Genomic DNA, 16,961 nt, shown 5'->3' with positions numbered 1-16,961 from the left:
GGTGGCAGTCGTCGCCCCGGCGGTCGCCTAGAAGGTGACCTCCTCGGTCTGCTGTACGGCGGCGGTGCGGCCCGGCGCCCGATGGTATTGCCAGTACAGGTTGGTGTGGGCAATCACCTTGTCGGGCGTCGGAGCGCCGTACTCCGAGAGGTTCTCGGTCGTGTGCGCGTCGCCGACCAGCGTGACGTCGTACCCGCGGACGAAGGCGCCGTGGATCGTGGAGCGGATGCACTCGTCGGTCTGGGCGCCGCTCACGATCAGGTGGCCGATGCCGGCGCGGGCGAGGACGTCCTCGAGGTCGGTCGCTTCGAAGGAGTCGGGGAACGTCTTGTGGACGAGAGCCTCGGAGCCGTCCCGGGACAGCTCAGGAACTAGCTGCCACTCGTCGCTGTCCTTCACGAGGTTGTCGCTCGAGTGCTGCACCCACACGACCGGGACGCCGCCGGCGCGGGCCTTGCCGACCAGCGTGCTGATGTTGGCCACGACCTGATCGCGCTCGTGCGCCTCGGCCACGACACCGTTCTGTACGTCGACCACCAACAAGGCCGTGTTCGGCCGATCAGCCAGCGTTGACATCTCCGCTACCTCCCCATCGCTCAGGTACCGCAGAACGCTAGACCCGACCGCCGACAGTTTTCAGGCCCGCAGCCGCAACCGCACGGTCGGCACGTCACCGTCGTCGAGATCCTCGGCCCGCCGCACCGATGCCTTCACCGGCAGCAGGTACCGCCCGTCCTTCGGAAACATCGACGTGTCCCACGCCGTCCCACCGATCTCCGCGACGACGGGGATCATCCCCCACCCGTAACTGACAAAGCTCGACTCAGCCTCGAAGTACGCACACTCCTCCTCCGGCACCGTAATGAAGTACCAAGGCGCCGGTCCCCGCCAATACCAAATCTCCCCAGCAAACTCGACCCCATCCATCACGCCTCCCACGCGTCCAGCGTTGCCATGAAGTCATCGAGGAACCCGTACCAGACACAATGCCCCGCACCACGGACAGAGCGGACCGAGAATCCCAGCCGGCAGTCATCAGCGGACCAGCCTGGGTGCCTGGTGCGCAGATGCTGCTCGGTACGGGCGGCCCGAGCTGCGGTGAATCGTTCCCGAAGATCGACGGACGGCGGATCTCCCGACGGGCTGTCGAACGGTACGTCGACGTAGACGACTCGCGCCGGACGCAGCCGAGGTAGTGCATGGGACAGAACGACGGCGCCGAGCGAGTGGCCGATGGCGAGCGACGGCCTGTGGTCGACAGACTCGAGCACGGCGTCCACGAAGAGGTCCATCGTGGCGTCCGGCGCTGCTGGAGAGTCGCCGTGACCAGGCAAGTCGACCGCGATCGCCCGATAGCCACGCTCAGCGAGTGCGGGACCGACTTGGTGGTACTGCGCGGCGCTGCCGAGCATCCCGTGGACGAGGAGCGCGACGCGATCGCCGGAGCCCCACCTCACGGTGTTGAGCCGCATCAGCCAAGGGTGCTTGCTGTGATGAGGCGTTGGCCCAGGGCTTGGGAGGCGGCCTGGATTTCAGGGCTGCCGAGGATCCTGTAAGGGGCTCGGATGGCGGTTAGTTGGGCGGCGTACCAGTCGGGTTCGTCGGTGCTGGCGAGGAGGCGGGTGTGAGTTTCGTCGATGGCTTCGAGGCGGCCCATGGAGCGTGGGATCCAGCAGGCTGCGTCGGCGCGGGGGGCGTCGATCAGGACCTCGATGGGGTATTTCCAGCCGAGGGCCAGGTGCTCTTCGACGGCGGCCAGTGGGTCCAGGTCGGGTGGTGGGGTGAAGTCCTGGGTGAGGGGCTCGACCTTGGTGACCTTGTCGACGCGGAGGACGCGTTGGGAGTCCTTGGCGTGGGACCAGCACAGGAGATACCAACGGCCTCGGCGTACGACGACTGCCCAGGGGTCGACCTCCATCGCCCACTCGTTGTCGTGGTGGCGGCGGTAGTGGATGCGGACCTGCCGGCACTCGGTGCTGTACGACACCAGCGCGGCCGTGATCTCGGGCTCCGGCGTGCGGGCGCCCGGGTCGGGGCCGCGGGCGCTCACCCGGCGGACCGCGTCGGTCGAGCGGGCGATCTGCTCGGGCAGCACGCGGATGATCTTGCCGAGCGCGTTCTCGACCGGGTCCGCGGCGCCGCGCGGTCCTTCCAGCACCGCCATCACCAGGCCGAGCGCCTCGGTCGTGCTGAACATCAGCGGTGGCAGCCGCAGTCCGCGGCCGACGCGGTACCCGCCGTACGGGCCGCGGACGGACTCGATCGGGATGTCGGCCTCGCGCAGGATCGCGACGTACCGGCGGGCCGCTCGTTCGGAGACGCCGAGCTTGTCCCCTAATTGGTCGGCGGTGATGCCGGGGCTGTTCTGGATCAGCTCGAGGACCATCAAGGTCCGGGCTGTCGGGCTCACGTCGTACGCCATTGCTCACCATTCCGGAAGGTGTCCGTCCGGAACCGAGGCTAGCGTGCACGTCCGACAGAAAGACAGTAGTGCTCACGAGACGAGCAGTTTGTCTGCGACGATCGGAGCGTGCGGGCAGATCGATTGGTGGCGGTGTTGTTGCTGATGCAGGCCCGCGGCCGCGTGACCGCGGCCGACGTCGCGCAGGAGCTGGAGATCTCGGTCGCGACCGCGCGCCGCGATCTCGAGGCGCTGTCGGCGGCCGGCATCCCGGTTTATCCACAGCCCGGCCGCAACGGCGGCTGGCAACTGGTCGGCGGTGCACGCACGGACCTGAGCGGGCTCACGGCAACAGAAGCGCAGGCGTTGTTCCTCCTCGTCGGCCCCGCGGCGTCGATCGCACCCGAGGCGAAGACGGCGCTCCGCAAACTCGTACGCGCGCTGCCCAACACTTTCCGCGAGCACGCCCAGGCTGCGGCCGAGGCTGTCGTGATCGATCCGGCCAGCTGGGGCGCCCACGTGAAGGAGCGCCCGGAGTTGGTACGCAGCCTGCAAGACGCCGTCGTACGCCGGAACCGGGTGCGACTGGTCTACTCGGGCCGTGGGCACCAGCCTTCGGAGCGGATGGTCGATCCGCTCGGACTCGTCGACAAGGACGACATCTGGTACCTGATCGCCTGGACCGACCGGGGCCAACGTACGTTCCGGATCGATCGTGTGGTGGCGGCTCAGGCGACGGACGAGACGTTCGAGCGACCGGAAGGTTTCGACCTGTCCACCGCCTGGGGTGAGATCGTCGAGCGGATGGAGGAACGGCGATCGGGGCTGACGGCAACGGTCCTGATGGACCAACGGAACGTCTGGGTGATGCAGGACCGCCTCGGCCGCAACTGCGAGGTCGACGGGGAGGACGGCGATCGGGTCCGGCTGAAGATCACGGCGCCCACTCCCCTGATGATCGCCCAGGAGCTGGCCGGCTGGGGCGGGTCGATCGAGGTGCTCGACCCGCCGGAGGTGCAGGCCGAACTGGCTCGTCTCGGCCGCGAGCTCACGGACCGCTACAGCGGGATCGTGTAGAGGATGAAGCCGCGGTTCTCGGCGACCTGGTCGTAGAGCCGGCGGGCGGTCGTGTTGCTCTCGTGCGTCGCCCAGTAGACCCGGCCGCAGCCTTGCTCGCGCGCCCAGTCGGTGACCGCGGCGATCAGCGCTCGGGCCGCACCCTGGCCGCGTGCCTCGGGGGCGGTGAACAGGTCCTGCAGGTAGCAGGAGTCCGGCGCGGTCGTGCTCGCATGCGTCAGGAAGTGCGTGATGCCGACCAAGTGACCTTCCAACCGTGCACCGAGGGCGTGTACTTCGACGTCCTGCTGGAATCTGGTCCACGCCTGGTCGAAGAACTCGTCCGGCATCGTGCGTCCGTAGAACTCGTTGTAGCCGGCGAAGAGTCGTTGCCAGGTGTCACGGTCGGTAGACGTCAGAGGGCCGATGGTCAGCATGCGGCGAACTGTGGCATATCAACGGCCGAATGGACCATTGAGGTGAGTAAGGTGCGATGGTTCAGCGTGTCCCGACGAAGCCTCAGGAACCATTCGTGACCACATCCCCTCCCCAGCCGCCGCAGAACCCGTACCAAGGTCAGCCGGCCGGCTACGGTCCGCCGCCGCAGCAGTTCCCGCAGTACACCCAGCCTGAGCAGCAGCAGCCGGGCCAGTACCCCAGCCAGCAACCCGGCCAGTACCCCGGTCAGCAGCAGTACCACGGCCAGCCGTATCAGCAGGCGCCCCAGCAGCAGGCTCAGTTCCCGCCGGGGCAGTACCCGACCCAGCCGCAGTTCGGCCAGTCGTTCCCGCAGCAGGGCGCCCAGCAGTCGTTCGCGCCGCAGGGCCAGCTGACCTGCCGGTTCTGTGGTGGCTACCCGGCGGCCGAGGCGACCGTGCGCGGTCACCAGGGCCTGATCATCCTGATGCGGTTCCTGAAGTTGCAGGGCCCGTTCTGCCGCACCTGCGGGATCGCGTCGGTCCGCGACATGACCTCGAAGAGCCTGTGGCAGGGCTGGTGGGGTGTCGGCTCGTCGATCATCAACCCGATCACGATGCTGATGAACATCGGCCCGATGCAGAAGTTCAAGAACCTGCCGGAGCCGCAGCCGGGCCCGGGTCGGCCGATGGATCCGGGCAAGCCGCTGTTCCAGCGTCCGGCGATCCTGATGCTGTTGGTGCCGATCGCTGTGATCGCGCTGATCGTGTTCACCAACCTGAACTCGACCGAGGCGAACGACGCCACCGTCGGCGCGTGCGTGGTGAACAAGGGCACCTCGCCGAACCCGGACGTGAAGGTGGTCGACTGCACGTCGTCCGACGCCGAGTACAAGATCGTCGGCAAGATCGACGATTCGACCGACGACAGCCAATGCGACCAGTTCGAAGGTGCCGAGGCGTCGTACGTCTACCAGCATCGCTCGACCAAGTACACGCTCTGCCTGACCCCGGTGAAGTAGCAGCTCAGACGTAGTACCCGTCCACCGGCACGCGCGCCTCGTCGTACAGCGCAGGTCCTTCCTGCGGTACGGCGGGGAAGCTGCCGGTGGACTTCAATCCGTCGAGCTGCTCGCCGGACAACGCGTAGACCACCCGGCCGAGCCCGGAACGGGCGAGCGCGCCGGTGCACATGCCGCACGGCTGGCAGCTGGTGTACATAGTCGTGCCGGCCGCGTCCTCGGGCGACAGGTGCTGTGCGGCCCAGACGGCGAGCTTCAGCTCCGGATGGAAGCTGATGTTGCCTTCGCTGATGGTGGTGTTGTGGTCCTCGGCCAGCACGTTCCCGTCCGGACCGACCAGCAGCGAGCCGAACGGTGGGTCGCCTGCTTCGCGCGCCGCCGCTGCCAGTGCGATCGCGCGGCGCAGGAATTCTTCGGCTTCAGGTGTCACGTCGTCTCCAAAACTCTCTAGTTGTCGCGAGCATCCGCCAGGCCGTCTCGGGCCGTTCCGTCTCGTCGGGGTCGCCCTGATAGGGATCGAGTACGACGCTCTGCGCGCCGAGCTCCCGCAGTACGTCGAGGTCCTCGATGACCTGCTCTACCGTGCCTTCGCCGGCGACTCGGTCGTCGTCAGGCAGTGGCTTGTCCGTCAGCCGCAGCAGGATGCGCGGCGCGAACCCGGGAACCGGCCGATCGAGCGATGCGGCGATGGTCCGCAGTTGATCCAGCCCCGAGCGCATCTGGTCGAGGCGCTGACGCAGCGGATGCCACGCCGTACCAAACCGTATGGTACGGCGGAGCGCTGCCGGACTGCTGCCGCCGACCCAGATCGGGATGTTGCTGACGCCGTAGTCGGCTGTGTCGGCCCACGCGCGCCGGAGTTCGGCCAGCAGTTCGTCGGTGTCGCGTCCGCGCCGGGCATGCTCGGCGCCCAGCGCTTCGAACTCCTGCTGCGCCCAGCCGGCACCGACGCCGAGCACGAGCCGGCCGCCGCTGAGCTGGTCGAGGTTCGCCGCCATCCTTGCCACGAGCAACGGATGCCGGTACGGCGCGATGAGCACGGTCGTCCCGAGCCGGACCCGCTCGGTGATGCCGGCCAGCCAGCTCAGCGTGGTGAACGGTTCGTAGAACGGTGCCGGGTATTGCTCGGCCACGTCCGGCGTGATGACGACGTGGTCGGACATCATCAGCAGGTCGTACCCGAGGCCCTCGACCACACGCGCCCAGTCGCGCAGCCGGGCCGGATTCGTTCCAGGGCCGAAGTTCGGCACGTTCACGCCAAGTTCCACGCCCTCAGGCTATCCAGGCAGCCACCGCGTTCTGAAGAGATTCCTCCCGGCGTACGGCGCCTCGCGCCGGGGAATCGCCGGTAGATTGGCGAGGTGACCGAGATTCTCGATTCGACCGACTGGGCGATCCTCAGCGAACTGCAGGAGGACGCCCGGATCTCGCTGACCGAGCTCGGTCGACGAGTCAGCCTCAGCGCATCGGCCACCACCGAGCGGGTACGCCGTCTCGAGTCGATCGGTGTCATCACCGGGTATCGCGCCGAGGTCGATCTGACCAAGGTCGGCTACCCGGTGCTGGCCGTCGTACGGCTGAAGTATCCGGGCAACAAGCACGAACCGCTGCATCGGCTGCTCGCCGAACGGCGCGAGATCCTCGAGTGCCTGCGGACCACCGGCGACGACTGCTACACGCTCAAGGTCGCGGCGGCGTCGATGCCGCACCTGGAGGAGCTCGTCAACGAGCTGACCGACTTCGGGAGTACGACGACCAACCTGGTCTACTCGCAGACCCAGCGGTACCGCGGACCGGAAAAGCCGGTGACCCAGTCCGTCCGGGAATGAGAGCGTTGCCGGGTGCCGACTGTCCTGGGGATCGACGTCTCGCCTGACCTGCTGGACCGATGGGTGGATTGGCTGGCACCGGACGAGCAGCCGTTCTTCGTCACTAAGAAGCAGACGACCGACTGGAAACTCGAGCCTGACGACCGCGAGCCGACACCGGAGGATCGTGACACCTACCGGACCTACAACATCGACCGGCGCGCTGCGCGGACCGTCTGGTTGAGCGAGGCGGCGTACGGCGAGCTGCCGAAGGCGACCCGTGCCGCGCTGGTGCGTGCGCAGGTCGGCTACGGGCGTGGCTCGGTACCGACGGTCCGGAAGTGGGCGGGTGTTCTCGGGCCAGGCATGCGGCAGCAGGCGGACGGGCATCGGTTCGTCTGGTGGAAGTCGCTGTTGACCGAGCCCGGCAACGTGCTGCCCGAGATCGTCAGTGAGGACCTTGGGCCTAGCAGGCACGCGGAGGTTCGCACGTGGCCAAAGCAGCTCGAGCGGGTGCGAGAGTTGGCGGGGACGTTTGCGGAAGGGAGTGGGCCGAACTGCTTCGGGACTGTCATGGCGGCCTGTGGAGTCGAGGGCGCGGACAGCGTGTGGATGCTGCGCGAGCCGTTCGAGCAGTGGCTCGCGGACCACACGGAGCGCGGCGGGCGGGACGACGTACCGGGCACTGTCTTCGTCTGGCGCGACACCGCATCGCGGGTCCAGCACGCGGCGTTGACCATCGGCGACGGGTGGATGTTGCACAAGCCGTCGCAGTCGTGGATGACGCCGCGGAAGGTCCGAACGGTCGGCGAGGTCAAACGCGCCACGCGGACTGCCGGGTGGCGGCTGGAACGTCATAGAGTTGTGGGGTGAGGTTGCTCGTCACTGGGGCCACCGGTCTCCTGGGGCGTGAACTCCTGCTCTGCGCCGGAAAACAAGCGATTGACGTTGTACCGGCGTACCACTCCCAAGCTCTGCCGGGCGGAGTGCAGCTTGACGTACGACGGCGCGACCAGGTGCGGGACGTGATCCGCAGCGTCCGTCCGGACGGCATCATCCACACCGCCTACCGGCAGGACGACTGGGCGACGACTGCGCACGGCGCGGTCAATGTCGCGTTGGCTGCGGACACCGCCAGGCTCGTGTTCGTCTCGACCGATGTCGTGTTCGGCCCGCGCAAAACGGCGTACCACGAGCACGAGGCGCCGTGCCCGATCACGCCATACGGCGCCGCGAAGGCTGCCGCGGAGACAGCGGTCCACGCGATCGCCCCGGATGCGGTCATCGCGCGTACGTCGCTCATCGTCGGGTCCGACGGCCGCTCGGTAGAGGAGCAGCGCGTACGACGGCTGGCCGCCGGCGAACCCGGGGCGTTCTACACCGGCAACATCCGCTGCCCCATCTACGTCACGGACCTGGCGTCGGCGCTGCTGGAACTGGTGAGGTCCGACGTCAACGGCATCACGCATGTCGCCGGACCCGAGGCCTTGAGCCGCCTCGAGCTAGGCCGGCTCATCGCGATCCGCGACGGGCTCAACCCGGAGGCGCTCCCCTCGATCCCCGGTGAACCGTCGGAGATCCAGCTCGACAGCAGGCGGACTCAGGCGGTACTGCGGACCCGCCTCCGTGCGGCCAGCGAGTTCCTAGCCGCCTGACCGGTTCGGCAGCAGGTCGCGCGCGAGCTGCTCCAACGCGTTCGAGACCTCGGCGAGCCGGGCCGGGTCGTCGGTGCCGAGAGCCTTGGCGAGTGCGGGTTCGATCGTGGTGGCGCGGACCTGGGCCAGCCGGTCCGAGACATCGGGAGCCTGGCTGACCAGGGCGCGCCGCCGGTCGGCCGGATCGGTGGTCGTGATGACAGAGCCGGCCTCCTTCAGCCGGGCGATCGCGGTCGACACCTGGCTCTGCGGCAGACCGGTCCGCGCGGCGATCTCCCCCACCGCGCTCTCCGGGTGCCCGGCGATATCGCTCGCGACGATCAGCACCATCCGCGCGCTGCCGGCGTACTTCCCCGCTCCGTCCGGCGGCTCCGGCAACGCGTCCTCGCCGATCTTCATCAGCGCCCGTCCGAGCAGGAAGAGCTCCACACCGTTCACAACCCGGAATCTACATCAGTTCAGATACATCGCTACAGATGCATCCGAGCGACGCCAAAGCGCCGCGCGGCCACGAGGTCGTCAGTCGTTGACGGTCGTCGTCACCGGACTGCCGAGCTCGACCGTCCGGCTGACCGTGCAGAGCCGGTCGTGCGACATCTTCACCGCCCGCGGCAGCGCCTCGCGGGCCTTGTCGCCGTCCTCACCCTCGGGGAAGTGCACGACGAACTCGACCGCGAGGTTCTCCATCCGGTTGCCCTCGTCGGCATCCCGCACCTTGTCCCCGCGCACGACAGCCCGGAACTCGGTCGGCTCCGCGCGCCGGCTCACGACGACGTCGACATCGATCGCCGAGCAGGTCCCGATCGCGGCCAGCAGCAGCTCGACCGGGGTGAAGTCGGTGTCCGCACCGCCGGAGCCGACCCGGATCGTGCCGCCGCGGACGTTGCGCACCTCGTAGCTGCTGTTCGTCACGCGCTCGAAGGTCACCTGGCGCAGTGTGTCTGCCATCTTCCCGGAACCGTCACATTCTGTTGCTTGTGGCAACGTTAGAGGGACTCGAGGGCCTCGTTCACCGGCGTGTCACCGGCGATGAGCTCGAGCGTCCGGCCGATCGAGGCCGGGGTGTCACAGAGTCCGGCCAGCACCAGCGCGACGTCGTCGCGGCTGACGCGGCCGTTGCCGGTCTTGTCGGCGAGATAGACCTTCCCGGTGCCGGGGTCGTTGGTCAGACTGCCCGGCCGCAGGATGGTCCAGTCGAGATCCCGCGACCGCAGGTCCTGCTCGGCCGCCCACTTGGCCTTCAGATAGATCGTGAAGGTCTCGTCGTCGGTCAGCGAGTCGGCACGGTCCGCGCCCATCGAGCTGACCTGGAGGTGACGCCGTACGCCGGCCTGCTCGGCAGCGTCCGCGAACAGGACGGCCGCACCCCGGTCGACCGTGTCCTTGCGCGCGTTCCCGCTGCCCGGACCGGCGCCGGCCGAGAAGACCGCGACGTCCGCGCCGGCCAGGACCTTGGCGACCGCGCTCGTGTCCGCCTGCTCAAGGTCGAGCACGGCGGCCTGTCCGCCGGCGGCGGCGATGTCGGCCTCGTGGTCCGGGTTGCGTACGAGCCCGACCACCTCGTGATCGTCACCGCTCAGCAGCTTCGTCAGCCGCAGCGCGATCTGTCCGTGTCCACCTGCAATGACGACTCGCATACCTGCACACTATCTCTGTGCCGCACGCAGCAACCATCGACGGGACACGGATCGCTTATCAGGTTCGGGGTGAGGGGCAACCACTTGTGTTGCTGGCGGGGCAGTCGAACAACCACACCTGGTGGGATCCGATCCGCTCCGACTTCCAGGGATACCGGACAGTCACTCTGGACTGGCGCGGAACAGGCGCCAGCGACAAGCCGGACGAGGTGTACAGCACCCGCGGATTCGCGCAGGACGTCGTGGCTGTGCTGGACGACCTCGGACTGAACAGCGCGAACATTTACGGCACCTCGATGGGTGGACGGGTTGCGCAGTGGCTCGCGATCGACCATCCGGAGCGGGTCGACGCGCTCGTCCTCGGCTGCACATCACCCGGCGCGGCCCGCGGGTACGAGCGCAGCCAGGAGATCCGGAAGGCGCTGGCCGATCCGGCGAGGACCGATCGGGTGCTGCTCGAGCTGATGTACACGCCCGATTGGCTCGCGCGGAACCCCGGTCCGTATTACGTGCTCGGTGACACGTCCATGCCGTCGTACGCCAAGGGACGGCATCTGGTCGCCAGCAACAAGCACGACGCGTGGGACGGCCTCCCGAGCATCACCGCGCCGACCCTCATCCTGCACGGGTCCGACGACATCTTCAGTCCGGCCGCCAACGCGCAACTGCTCGCCGACCGCATCCCGGGAGCGCGCGCCGAGCTGATCGAAGGCGCTCGGCACGCCTACTTCCACGAGTTCCGGTCGGTCGCGAGTCCGGCCGTCCTAGCCTTCCTGGCCGCCCAAGACCGGACGCAGCACCGGGCGTAGGGCGTCGAGTACGGCGGGATCCTCGATCGTCGACGGCACCGCCTCGTCGCGCCCGTCGGCGATCCCGCGCATCGTCCGGCGCAGGATCTTGCCCGAGCGGGTCTTCGGCAACGCGTCCACGATCGACACATCCCGGAACGCCGCCACCGGCCCGATCTCGCGGCGTACCGCGGCCACCAGCTCGTCGCGCAGCGTCTCCTCGCTCACCGAGGCGCCGGCCTTCAGCACGACGAGCGCCCGCGGCAACTGCCCCTTCAACGGATCGTGTACGCCGATCACCGCGCACTCCGCCACGGCAGCGTTCGCCGCGACGACCGCCTCGATCGAACCGGTCGACAACCGGTGACCGGCAACGTTGATCACGTCGTCGGTGCGGCCCATCACGAAGATGTACCCGTCCTCGTCGATGAACCCGCCGTCGCCGGTCAGGTAGTAACCGTCGTACTCCTTGAGGTAGCTGTCGATGTAGCGCTGATCATCACCCCACAGCGTCGGCAACGCGCCCGGCGGCAGCGGCAGCTTGATTGCGATCGCGCCCTCCTGCTGTGGTAGCAGTTCCTTGCCGTACGCATCGAGGATCTGCACGTTCCAGCCGGGCATCGGCACGGTCGCCGAGCCCGGCTTGGTCGGCAGCGGCTCGAGCCCGCGCGGGTTGGCCGCGATCGGCCAGCCGGTCTCGGTCTGCCACCAGTGGTCCACGACCGGTACGCCGAGATGCTCGTGCGCCCAGTGGTAGGTCTCCGGGTCGAGCCGCTCCCCTGCCAGGAACAACGTCCGGAAGCTGTCCATCGGGTACTTCGCCAGCTCGGCCGCCTCCGGGTCAACCTTCTTGATGGCGCGGATCGCGGTCGGGGCGGTGAACAGGGCCTTCACTCCGTGCTCGGAGATCACCCGCCAGAACGCGCCCGCGTCCGGAGTACCGACCGGCTTGCCCTCGTAGAGGACGGTGGTCGCTCCGACGAGGAGCGGAGCGTAGACGATGTACGAGTGGCCGACGACCCAGCCGACGTCCGAGGCGGTCCACCACACGTCGCCCGGGCCGATGTCGTACACGTTGCGCATCGTCCAGGCGAGTGCGACGGCATGGCCTCCGTTGTCGCGGACGACGCCTTTCGGCTTTCCCGTCGTACCGGAGGTGTAGAGGATGTAGAGCGGGTCGGTCGCGTCGACCTGGACCGGCTCGGCAGGCTCGGCCTTCGCGGTCAGGTCGGCCCAGTCAAGGTCGTGCTCGCCCAGCGTTGCCTCGGCCTGTGGGCGCTGGAGGACGACGGTGTGCTCGGGCTGGTGCTGCGAGATCTGTAGGGCCTCGTCGATGATCGGTTTGTACTCGACGACCCGGGTCGGCTCGATGCCGCAGGAGGCCGCGACGATGACCTTAGGGGTCGCGTCGTCGATGCGGGCGGCCAGCTCGCGCGGGGCGAAGCCGCCGAAGACCACCGAGTGGATCGCACCGAGCCGGGCGCAGGCGAGCATGGCCACGACGGCTTCCGGGACCATCGGCATGTAGACGATGACCCGGTCGCCTTTGCCGACCCCGAGAGATGCCAGCGCGCGGGCGAATCGAGCGACCTCGTCGCGCAGCTCGGCGTACGTGAAGGTCGCGCCGGTGCCGGTGACCGGGGAGTCGTAGATGAGGGCGGTCCGGTCGCCGTGGCCTGCTTCGACGTGGCGGTCCAGGGCGTTGTACGACGTGTTGAGCACGCCGTCGGGGTACCAGCGGTAGATCGGGGCATCGGTTGCGTCGATCGCGCGGGTCGGTGGACGCGTCCAGGAGATCGCCTCCGCCGCCTCCAGCCAGAACCCGTGCGGGTCCTCCAGGCTCCGCCGGTAGCTGTCGTCGTACGCGCCCATTCGATAGCCTCCGTCAGTCGACTTCCTCCCATCGTGGCAGGGTTGGGGCATGACGGTAAGTGTCGATGACGTGCGGCAGGCCGCGGAGCGGATCGCAGGACGGGTACGCCGTACGCCGGTGATCGAGGTCGCGCCCGGTCTCACGTTCAAGCTCGAACTGCTCCAGCACACCGGCTCGTTCAAGCCGCGCGGCGCGTTCAATCGGCTCCTGAGCGCCAAGGACAGCGGCGAGCTGACCGGTCAGGGCATCGTCGCCGCGTCGGGCGGCAACCACGGGCTCGCGGCGGCGTACGCGGCCCGGGAGCTCGGCGTACCGGCGCGGATCTTCGTCCCCGCGACCACCCCGGCCGCGAAGCTCGGCAAGCTGCGGACGCTCGACGCGGACGTCGTACAGGTCGGCAGCGAGTACGCCGAGGCGTACCAGGCAGCCCTTGCGGCACAGGAAGAGTCGGGCGCACTGCTTGTTCATGCCTACGACCAGCCGGAGGTCGTCGCCGGCCAGGGCACCGTCGGCCTCGAGCTCCTCGAACAGGCCGGCATGTTCGACACCGTGCTGGTCGCCGTAGGTGGTGGCGGCCTGATCGCCGGCATCGCGACCGCGATCGGCGACAACGCCCAGGTCGTCGGCGTAGAGCCTGTCCTGGCACCCACCATGCATCGTGCTCTCGAGGCGGGCGGGCCGACCGACGGCCCGGTCGCCGGCGTCGCGGCCGACTCGCTGGGTGCCCGCCGGCTGGGCGACCTCGCCTACGCCGCGGTCCAGGCCCATCACGTGCACTCCGTCCTGGTCGAGGACGATGCGATCGTTGCCGCCCGCAAACAGCTCTGGCACGAGTACCACCTCGCCACCGAGCACGGCGGAGCAGTTGCCTGGACCGCCTTGGCGTCCGGCGCCTACAAACCGGCAGCCGGCGAGCGGGTCGTGGTAGTCGTCTGCGGTTCGAACACGGATCCCGGCACGCTTATTTGACGCGGCGCTTGTCGTCGGCCAGCACCCACGCCGCGAGCAGACCGGCGATGGCGCCGCACAGGTGACCCTGCCAGGAGATCCCGTCCTGTGGCAGCAGGCTGGTCAGCAGAGCGCTGCCCCACACCATGATCACGAGGATCCCGATCACGACCTGGCCGAGCCGCCGGTTGAACAGCCCCCGCACGATCAGGTACGACGCGTACCCGAAGACCAGCCCGCTCGCGCCGATCGTGATCGTGTTCGGCGGTGAGATCAGCCAGGTGCCGAACCCGCCGAGCACCGTCACGATCGCGGTTACCTGGAAGAGCCGGGTCGCGCCGCTGATCGCGATGATCGCACCGAGCGTGACCAGCGGCAGCGTGTTCGAGATCAGATGGCCGAACCCGAGGTGCAGGAACGGCGCGGTCAGGATGCCGACCAGACCGCGCGGCTCGCGGGAAATGATCCCGTACTGATCGAGTGAGCCGTTGGTCGCGGTGTCGATGACCTCGCTCAGCCACATCAGACCGAGCAGCGCCGCGAGCAGCTTGAACCCGCCGCCGATCTTGGCGGTGTCCACCTTCCGCCCGGAGCGTTTCGCCGGTGTCTGCGAGCTCATATCTCAACCATGCCGTACTCCCTCAAGTCTCAGCCTATGACGGGCGCGGCGACAGCGGACAGTGATCTCTGAGATACTCCCAGTGGCACTCGTTGGGTGAGGGGGAACGATGCCAATTGCTGTATATGTCCTTGGTCTGAGCATCTTCGCGCAGGGCACGTCCGAACTGATGCTCGCCGGCCTGCTGCCGGAGCTGTCGGCCGATCTGCAGGTGACGATCCCCCAGGCCGGACTGCTGATCTCCGCGTTCGCGCTCGGCATGCTGGTCGGCGCACCGGTTCTCGCCGTCGTCACGCTTACCTGGTCCCGGCGTACGGCGTTGCTCGCGTTCCTTGCCGTGTTCGTCGTGTCCCATGTAGCCGGCGCCCTCACGCCGAGCTACACCGTCCTGCTCATCACTCGGATCGTCGGTGCCTTCGTGTACGCCGGGTTCTGGTCGGTTGCCGCTGTCACCGTGATGGCGCTGGTCGACACCGACCGCCGCGCCCGCGCGATGAGCATCGTGACCGGCGGCCTTACCGTCGCGATCATCGTCGGCCTCCCGCTCGGTACCGTCCTCGGTCAGCACCTCGGCTGGCGCTCGGCATTCTGGACCGTCGCCATCCTCTGCACCCTTGCCATGGCGGGCGTCCTGGCAACGGTCCCCGGCGATCGCCCCGACCCGGCAACCGCGCCACGACTCGGCGACGAGCTGCGAGTCCTCGTGAACGGCCGCTTGTGGCTTGCGTTCGCCACCACGGCGCTGGTCACCGCCACGATCCTTGTCGTCTTCAGCTACCTGGCCCCGCTGCTCATCCGGACGACCGGTCTGCCGCCGGGCGCCGTCCCCGGCGTGCTCGCTCTCTACGGGCTCGGGTCATTCATCGGGATCAACTGGGGCGGAAGATCCGCCGACGCCCTCCCGCTCCACACCTTGTTCATCAGCATCACCGGACTCGTGATCCTGTCCGGCGTCCTCGCGATCACCGCGTCCAACCCGGCCCCAGCCGTCGCGGTGATCGCCCTGCTCGGCGGCTTCGGCTTCGCCGCCAACCCAGCGCTGAACGCCCGCGTGTTCAGCCTCGCCGGCGACGCGCCGACCTTGGCCACCGCGACCAACTTCTCCGCGTTCAACGTCGGCATCACCGTCGGGCCGTGGCTCGGCGGCCTGGCGATCGACGCCGGCGCGGGCTACCCCACACTCGGCTGGATCGCCGTCGCCACCGGGCTCGCGGCCCTTGCGACGGTGCTGCTCGCGGCGGTCCTCCCGGTCAGTTCACCGGGCCTTGCGGGTCGAGATGCGACGGATCGAAATCGGCGTGCCGCTTGAACACGTACTTGTTGAGCAGCCACGTGATCGCCCACAGCCCGACCCCGACGAGCATCAGCCAGCCGGCGATCTTGTAGTCCGCCGAGTCCCGCCCGGACAGCGGGCTGGCCAGATAGACACACAGCACGACACCGAGCACCGGCAACGCGGTCGGCGCGTTGAAGTGCTGGTGCTCGACCTTGTCCCGCCGCAGCACCAGCACCGCGACGTTCACGATCGCGAACACGCACAGCAGCAGGAACGCCGTCGTACCTCCGAGCGCCGCCAGGTCGGCGTACCCGATCAGGACGAACGCGAGCAGCGTGGTGAACAGGATCGCGATGTACGGCGTACGCCGCTTGCGGAGGACGCGGCCGAGCGGACCGGGCAGCACCCGCTCGTGCGACATCCCGTAGAGCAGGCGGCTCGCCATCAGCATGTTGATCAGCGCGGAGTTCGCGACCGCGAACATCGTGATCCACGCGAACACCTCGAGCGGGAACCCGGGCGCACCAGCCTGGACGACCTTCAGCAGCGGCGTCGCACCCTTGTTCAGTTCGTCGGGCGAGACCAGGGCGACCGCGGAGATCGCGACCAGCACGTAGATGACGCCGGTGATGCTCAGGCCGATCAGCATCATCTTCGGGAAGATCTTGACCGGGTCCTTGGTCTCCTCGGCCATGTTCACCGAGTCCTCGAAGCCGACCATCGCGAAGAACGCCAGAGCCGTCGCCGCCGTCACGGCACCGAACGGTGACTCACCGTCCGGCACGTGGAAGTCGGTCAACCGCGACGTGTCGCCGTCGCCGCCGATCAGCGCCCACGCGCCGATCCCGATCACGATCAGCAGACCGCTCAGCTCTACGCAGGTGAGTACGACGTTCGCCTTCACGCTCTCGCCGACGCCGCGGAGGTTCACGAGCGCGATCAGCGTCATGAAGGCGAGCGCGGTGATCATCAGCACCGCACCGCGGTCAGGGTCAAGGTGCGCGGCCGAGAAGAAGTTCGCCGCGAACGCCTTCGACGCACTCGACGCCGAGGTCAGACCTGAGCACATCACCGCGAACGTCAGCAGGAACGTCAGGAAGTGAATCCCGAACGCCTTGTGCGTGTAGACCGCGGCGCCACCGGCCTTGGGGTACTTCGTGACGAGCTCGAGGTAACTGGTCGCGGTCAGCATCGCGACGACGAACGCGCACAGGAACGGCAGCCAGACCGCTCCGCCGACCTCGCCCGCCACCTTGCCGGTCAGCGCATAGACGCCGGTGCCGAGAATGTCGCCGACGACGAACAGCAGCAGAAGTCCGGGTCCCATCACCCGCTTCAGCTCCGGGCGCTCCCCTGTGCCCGGTGCGGCGGCGGCAGCACTTTCACTCATCGTGCCTCCCTCACATCAGTGCGTCACGAGGTTCCATGGTCGCATCTGAGAGCCAGCTGAGAGGTCAGGCGC

At 68.3% G+C, this 16,961-nt stretch carries 21 protein-coding genes; 8 read left to right on the top strand and 13 right to left on the bottom strand.

Annotated elements, in window-relative coordinates; translation table 11 throughout:
- Nucleotides 1–27: 27 nt before the first annotated feature.
- The 4 genes from AB0J62_RS11895 to AB0J62_RS11880 are packed head-to-tail and all read right to left on the bottom strand — an operon-like array spanning nt 28 to nt 2,422.
- On the bottom strand, nt 28–576 hold the full coding sequence (locus AB0J62_RS11895; RefSeq protein WP_363867892.1) for an isochorismatase family protein: 549 nt from the start codon (nt 574–576) through the stop codon (nt 28–30).
- 60 nt (nt 577–636) lie between these two features.
- Nucleotides 637–927 carry a DUF1905 domain-containing protein gene (locus AB0J62_RS11890; protein WP_134100295.1) on the bottom strand — a complete coding sequence of 97 codons (291 nt, stop codon included), beginning with the start codon at nt 925–927 and terminating at the stop codon, nt 637–639.
- Nucleotides 927–1,472 carry an alpha/beta fold hydrolase gene (locus tag AB0J62_RS11885; RefSeq protein ID WP_363867887.1) on the bottom strand — a complete coding sequence of 182 codons (546 nt, stop codon included), beginning with the start codon at nt 1,470–1,472 and terminating at the stop codon, nt 927–929. The genes AB0J62_RS11890 and AB0J62_RS11885 overlap by 1 nt, the downstream gene beginning before the upstream one ends.
- Nucleotides 1,472–2,422 (bottom strand): WYL domain-containing protein, encoded by a 951-nt coding sequence (locus AB0J62_RS11880; protein ID WP_363867884.1) that lies wholly within the window; start codon nt 2,420–2,422, stop codon nt 1,472–1,474. The genes AB0J62_RS11885 and AB0J62_RS11880 overlap by 1 nt, the downstream gene beginning before the upstream one ends.
- A gap of 108 nt (nt 2,423–2,530) precedes the next feature.
- Here AB0J62_RS11880 and AB0J62_RS11875 point away from each other — a divergent pair, with 108 nt between their 5' ends.
- Nucleotides 2,531–3,478: a WYL domain-containing protein gene (locus AB0J62_RS11875; protein ID WP_363867881.1), complete on the top strand. Its 948-nt coding sequence runs from the start codon at nt 2,531–2,533 to the stop codon at nt 3,476–3,478.
- Here AB0J62_RS11875 and AB0J62_RS11870 read toward each other — a convergent pair.
- Complete coding sequence (locus tag AB0J62_RS11870; RefSeq protein ID WP_363867878.1) at nt 3,460–3,894, bottom strand: GNAT family N-acetyltransferase; 435 nt, start codon at nt 3,892–3,894, stop codon at nt 3,460–3,462. The two genes, AB0J62_RS11875 and AB0J62_RS11870, sit on opposite strands and share 19 nt — an antisense overlap.
- 95 nt (nt 3,895–3,989) lie before the next feature.
- On the opposite strand from AB0J62_RS11870, the gene AB0J62_RS11865 reads away from it, so the two are divergent.
- Nucleotides 3,990–4,895, top strand: coding sequence for a toxin-antitoxin system, toxin component (locus AB0J62_RS11865; protein WP_363867875.1), 906 nt, complete (start codon nt 3,990–3,992; stop codon nt 4,893–4,895).
- Between the two features lie 4 nt (nt 4,896–4,899).
- On the opposite strand, the gene AB0J62_RS11860 is transcribed toward AB0J62_RS11865, so the two are convergent.
- Nucleotides 4,900–5,325, bottom strand: a complete 426-nt coding sequence (locus tag AB0J62_RS11860) for a nucleoside deaminase (RefSeq protein ID WP_363867872.1) — start codon at nt 5,323–5,325, stop codon at nt 4,900–4,902.
- Nucleotides 5,315–6,163, bottom strand: a complete 849-nt coding sequence (locus AB0J62_RS11855; protein ID WP_363867869.1) for a TIGR03619 family F420-dependent LLM class oxidoreductase — start codon at nt 6,161–6,163, stop codon at nt 5,315–5,317. Before AB0J62_RS11855 ends, AB0J62_RS11860 begins: the two co-directional genes overlap by 11 nt.
- A 93-nt stretch (nt 6,164–6,256) precedes the next feature.
- Here AB0J62_RS11855 and AB0J62_RS11850 point away from each other — a divergent pair, with 93 nt between their 5' ends.
- The 3 genes from AB0J62_RS11850 to AB0J62_RS11840 are packed head-to-tail and all read left to right on the top strand — an operon-like array spanning nt 6,257 to nt 8,358.
- Nucleotides 6,257–6,724 carry an Lrp/AsnC family transcriptional regulator gene (locus AB0J62_RS11850; RefSeq protein ID WP_363867866.1) on the top strand — a complete coding sequence of 156 codons (468 nt, stop codon included), beginning with the start codon at nt 6,257–6,259 and terminating at the stop codon, nt 6,722–6,724.
- A 12-nt stretch (nt 6,725–6,736) separates the two neighbouring features.
- Complete coding sequence (locus tag AB0J62_RS11845; RefSeq protein ID WP_363867863.1) at nt 6,737–7,576, top strand: hypothetical protein; 840 nt, start codon at nt 6,737–6,739, stop codon at nt 7,574–7,576.
- Nucleotides 7,573–8,358, top strand: a complete 786-nt coding sequence (locus AB0J62_RS11840; protein WP_363867860.1) for a sugar nucleotide-binding protein — start codon at nt 7,573–7,575, stop codon at nt 8,356–8,358. The genes AB0J62_RS11845 and AB0J62_RS11840 overlap by 4 nt, the downstream gene beginning before the upstream one ends.
- On the opposite strand, the gene AB0J62_RS11835 is transcribed toward AB0J62_RS11840, so the two are convergent.
- The 3 genes from AB0J62_RS11835 to AB0J62_RS11825 form a co-directional block, all read right to left on the bottom strand.
- A complete protein-coding gene (locus AB0J62_RS11835) occupies nt 8,347–8,796 on the bottom strand; it encodes a helix-turn-helix domain-containing protein (RefSeq protein WP_363867857.1) in 450 nt (149 codons plus the stop codon). The genes AB0J62_RS11840 and AB0J62_RS11835 overlap by 12 nt on opposite strands.
- 81 nt (nt 8,797–8,877) lie before the next feature.
- The gene (locus AB0J62_RS11830) at nt 8,878–9,306 is read right to left on the bottom strand and encodes an OsmC family protein (RefSeq protein WP_363867854.1); all 429 of its coding nucleotides are present in this window, start codon (nt 9,304–9,306) and stop codon (nt 8,878–8,880) included.
- Nucleotides 9,307–9,344: 38 nt separating this feature from the next.
- Entirely contained in the window at nt 9,345–9,995 is a 651-nt protein-coding gene (locus AB0J62_RS11825) for an SDR family oxidoreductase (RefSeq protein WP_363867851.1), read from the bottom strand.
- A 17-nt stretch (nt 9,996–10,012) separates the two neighbouring features.
- On the opposite strand from AB0J62_RS11825, the gene AB0J62_RS11820 reads away from it, so the two are divergent.
- Entirely contained in the window at nt 10,013–10,804 is a 792-nt protein-coding gene (locus tag AB0J62_RS11820) for an alpha/beta fold hydrolase (RefSeq protein ID WP_363867848.1), read from the top strand.
- Here the strand turns inward: AB0J62_RS11820 and AB0J62_RS11815 are convergent.
- The gene (locus tag AB0J62_RS11815; RefSeq protein ID WP_363867845.1) at nt 10,760–12,655 is read right to left on the bottom strand and encodes a propionyl-CoA synthetase; all 1,896 of its coding nucleotides are present in this window, start codon (nt 12,653–12,655) and stop codon (nt 10,760–10,762) included. The genes AB0J62_RS11820 and AB0J62_RS11815 overlap by 45 nt on opposite strands.
- 49 nt (nt 12,656–12,704) lie before the next feature.
- Here AB0J62_RS11815 and AB0J62_RS11810 point away from each other — a divergent pair, with 49 nt between their 5' ends.
- Complete coding sequence (locus tag AB0J62_RS11810) at nt 12,705–13,625, top strand: threonine/serine dehydratase (RefSeq protein WP_363867842.1); 921 nt, start codon at nt 12,705–12,707, stop codon at nt 13,623–13,625.
- Here the strand turns inward: AB0J62_RS11810 and AB0J62_RS11805 are convergent.
- Nucleotides 13,618–14,223: a rhomboid family intramembrane serine protease gene (locus tag AB0J62_RS11805; protein ID WP_363867839.1), complete on the bottom strand. Its 606-nt coding sequence runs from the start codon at nt 14,221–14,223 to the stop codon at nt 13,618–13,620. The genes AB0J62_RS11810 and AB0J62_RS11805 overlap by 8 nt on opposite strands.
- Nucleotides 14,224–14,332: 109 nt before the next feature.
- Between AB0J62_RS11805 and AB0J62_RS11800 the strand changes: the two genes are divergently transcribed.
- Nucleotides 14,333–15,532, top strand: a complete 1,200-nt coding sequence (locus AB0J62_RS11800) for a Cmx/CmrA family chloramphenicol efflux MFS transporter (RefSeq protein WP_363867836.1) — start codon at nt 14,333–14,335, stop codon at nt 15,530–15,532.
- Here the strand turns inward: AB0J62_RS11800 and AB0J62_RS11795 are convergent.
- A complete protein-coding gene (locus AB0J62_RS11795) occupies nt 15,474–16,889 on the bottom strand; it encodes an APC family permease (protein ID WP_363867833.1) in 1,416 nt (471 codons plus the stop codon). The two genes, AB0J62_RS11800 and AB0J62_RS11795, sit on opposite strands and share 59 nt — an antisense overlap.
- Nucleotides 16,890–16,961: the final 72 nt, after the last annotated feature.

This window comes from Kribbella sp. NPDC049584, from assembly GCF_040675555.1.
Lineage (GTDB): Bacteria > Actinomycetota > Actinomycetes > Propionibacteriales > Kribbellaceae > Kribbella.
This window is presented reverse-complemented; position numbering and strand designations above follow the sequence as displayed.

What these genes read in the sequence shown, in the direction of transcription:
- AB0J62_RS11885 (WP_363867887.1), bottom strand. Translation starts at nt 1,472, where the DNA reads ATGCGGCTCAACACCGTGAGGTGGGGCTCCGGCGATCGCGTCGCGCTC.
- AB0J62_RS11825 (WP_363867851.1), bottom strand. Translation starts at nt 9,995, where the DNA reads ATGCGAGTCGTCATTGCAGGTGGACACGGACAGATCGCGCTGCGGCTG.
- AB0J62_RS11815 (WP_363867845.1), bottom strand. Translation starts at nt 12,655, where the DNA reads ATGGGCGCGTACGACGACAGCTACCGGCGGAGCCTGGAGGACCCGCAC.
- AB0J62_RS11895 (WP_363867892.1), bottom strand. Translation starts at nt 576, where the DNA reads ATGTCAACGCTGGCTGATCGGCCGAACACGGCCTTGTTGGTGGTCGAC.
- AB0J62_RS11795 (WP_363867833.1), bottom strand. Translation starts at nt 16,889, where the DNA reads ATGAGTGAAAGTGCTGCCGCCGCCGCACCGGGCACAGGGGAGCGCCCG.
- AB0J62_RS11800 (WP_363867836.1), top strand. Translation starts at nt 14,333, where the DNA reads ATGCCAATTGCTGTATATGTCCTTGGTCTGAGCATCTTCGCGCAGGGC.
- AB0J62_RS11830 (WP_363867854.1), bottom strand. Translation starts at nt 9,306, where the DNA reads ATGGCAGACACACTGCGCCAGGTGACCTTCGAGCGCGTGACGAACAGC.
- AB0J62_RS11880 (WP_363867884.1), bottom strand. Translation starts at nt 2,422, where the DNA reads ATGGCGTACGACGTGAGCCCGACAGCCCGGACCTTGATGGTCCTCGAG.
- AB0J62_RS11805 (WP_363867839.1), bottom strand. Translation starts at nt 14,223, where the DNA reads ATGAGCTCGCAGACACCGGCGAAACGCTCCGGGCGGAAGGTGGACACC.
- AB0J62_RS11890 (WP_134100295.1), bottom strand. Translation starts at nt 927, where the DNA reads ATGGATGGGGTCGAGTTTGCTGGGGAGATTTGGTATTGGCGGGGACCG.
- AB0J62_RS11810 (WP_363867842.1), top strand. Translation starts at nt 12,705, where the DNA reads ATGACGGTAAGTGTCGATGACGTGCGGCAGGCCGCGGAGCGGATCGCA.
- AB0J62_RS11870 (WP_363867878.1), bottom strand. Translation starts at nt 3,894, where the DNA reads ATGCTGACCATCGGCCCTCTGACGTCTACCGACCGTGACACCTGGCAA.